This is a genomic window from Caloranaerobacter azorensis DSM 13643 (assembly GCF_900129995.1).
GTDB classification, from domain to species: Bacteria; Bacillota; Clostridia; order Tissierellales; family Thermohalobacteraceae; genus Caloranaerobacter; species Caloranaerobacter azorensis.
In genome coordinates, this window is record NZ_FQXO01000132.1 from 1 (window position 1) to 2729 (window position 2729).

2 protein-coding genes are annotated in these 2729 nt (G+C 33.5%); both read right to left on the reverse strand.

Annotated elements, in window-relative coordinates:
* Positions 1–269: MFS transporter (locus tag BUB51_RS12390; RefSeq protein WP_143153635.1), on the reverse strand; the 269-nt coding region annotated here is incomplete at its 3' end.
* Between the two features lie 135 nt (positions 270–404).
* Positions 405–2558 carry a Tex family protein gene (locus tag BUB51_RS12395; protein WP_083599630.1) on the reverse strand — a complete coding sequence of 718 codons (2154 nt, stop codon included), beginning with the start codon at positions 2556–2558 and terminating at the stop codon, positions 405–407.
* Between the last annotated feature and the right edge of the window lie 171 nt (positions 2559–2729).

The window sequence follows — 2729 nt, forward strand, 5'->3', positions numbered from 1 at the left end:
CCTGCCAATAACGTCCCTATAGAAACCGTTTTCCTAGCGCCTAAAGTATCTGCTAATATTCCTGAAGGTATCTGCATAATCATATAAGCATAAAAATACATTGAACCTAAATTCCCAAATTCGACATCTGTAATATTAAACGCTTTAATCAAATCTTGTCTAACCACTCCCGCTGCAACTCTATGGAAAAATACTATTACGTATGCTAATGCAAGTATTCCCCATATATACCAGCGATAAGTATACAATCTGTTTCTCTCTGTATTCATATTTAAAACTCCTTTCGCTTTATTTTAGCCAACTGCTAACAGCTATCAGCTCATAGCCTTTAATTTTAGCTAAAAGCCGATAACTGCTAGTCAATAGCCTTAATTATCAATTTTACATTTTCAATTTTGAATTATCTATACTTCTCTCATACTTAATGCTATTCTTCCTTTCTTTATATCTACTTCTATTACTTTAACCTTAACAATATCTCCTACTGAAACTATTTCCATAGGGTGCTTAACAAATTTGTTGCTTAATTGAGATATGTGTACTAAACCATCTTGTTTTACTCCAATATCAACAAATGCACCAAAATCTACTACGTTTCTTACTGTTCCGGTTAATACCATATCTGGTTTTAAATCTTCGATTTTTAATACATCGGTTCTAAACACTGGCTTTGGCATCTCATCTCTTGGATCTCTACCAGGCTTCTTTAATTCATTTATAATATCCTTTAAAGTTGGTAAGCCCACACCTAGCTCTTGAGCTAAACTTTCTATATTAATATCAATTAAACTTTTGTCTATATCTCTTAAGTTCCCATTCTTTATATCTTCCTCTGAAAAACCCAACCTTTTAATAAGCCTAATCGCAACATCATACGACTCCGGATGAACGGAAGTATTGTCTAACGGATTAGTTCCATCGGATATTCTCAAGAAACCAGCACACTGCACAAAAACTTTATCTCCAAGTCTAGGGACTTTCTTAAGCTGCTCTCTATTTTTAAATTTCCCATTTTCTTCTCTGTATTTGACTATATTTTTAGCAACACTAGACGATATTCCAGCAATATATCGAAGTAGTGATGCTGAAGCAGTATTTAAATCTACTCCTACACTATTAACACAATCTTCTACAACGCCTTTTAAGGCTTCATCTAATTTTTTCTGATTTATATCATGCTGATACTGCCCTACTCCCACATGTTTAGGATCTATTTTTACGAGTTCAGCTAGCGGATCTTGTAATCTTCTGGCTATAGATATTGCCCCTCTTAATGATACATTAATATCAGGATATTCTTCATTTGCAACTTCTGATGCTGAATAAACGGATGCTCCTGCTTCACTTACTATTGTATAACATACATCTTTATCTATTTCATTTAACATTTCAGCTATGATAAGCTCTGACTCTCTTGATGCAGTTCCATTTCCTATTGCAATTATATCTACATCATATTTGTCTATAATTTCTTTAAGCTCATTTTTAGTCTCTTCGACTTTATTTTGCGGTTCAGTAGGATATACAGTAGTTGTATGTAATAATTTACCTGTTTCATCAACTACAGCTATCTTACATCCTGTCCTAAATGCTGGATCAAATCCCATAACTACTTTTCCCTTAACTGGTGCCACAAGAAGTAAATTTTTAAGATTTCTAGCAAATATTTTTATTGCTTGTTCTTCCGCTCTTTCAGTTAAATTATTTCTAATTTCTCTCTCTATAGATGGGGCAATGAGTCTCTTATAGCCATCTTCTACCGCTTCTTTAAGATATTCTGTAGTAGCGGCTTTATCATTAGTAATAACATTATCTAAAAGATAAGTTATAATCTCATCATATGGTACATCTATCCCTACTCTTAAATACTTCTCCTTCTCTCCTCTATTAATAGCTAATATTCTATGATTAGGAATTTTTTTGACAGGCTCTTTGTAGTCGTAGTACATCTCGTATACAGACTCTGCTTTACTATCTACTGCTTTCGATATCAATATCCCTTTATTAAAGGTAATATTTCTTATAAATCTTCTGAATTCTGCATTGTCAGAAATAATCTCGGCTATTATATCTTTAGCTCCATTATAAGCATCTTCAATGCTGGTTACACCTTTTTCTTCGTTTATAAATTGTTTAGCCAATTCTTCTAAACTTATATCTTCTATTTTTTGAGATAATATTATGTCTGCTAAAGGCTCAAGTCCTTTTTCTTTTGCAATTGTAGCCCTTGTTCTGCGTTTAGGTCTGAAAGGTCTATATAAATCCTCTACTCTTTGAAGTACATCTGCCTCAATGATTTTCCTTTTTAATTCGTCAGTCAATTTACCCTGCTCACTAATAAGCCTTATAACTTCTTCTTTCCTGCTTTCTAAATTTCTTAAATAAGAAAGCCTTTGACTAAACTCTCTTAAAACAACATCACTTAATTCTCCAGTCTGCTCCTTCCTATATCTAGCTATAAAAGGAATAGTATTCCCTTCATCGATAAGCCTAATAGTATTTTCTACCTGATACCGCTTCAATCCAAATTCTTGTACAAGTTTCTTAATAATGTCCATAACCCTTCTCTCCTTCATGAAATGTCCCACTCAATTATACAATTTTATGCACAACTAAACAAGATATATAGCTCTGCAAATCGAGTAGGAGGTAGATGATTAATTCATCTACCGACCTCTCACACCACCGTACGTACCGTTCGGTATACGGCGGTTCATTAGGTTAAGTTC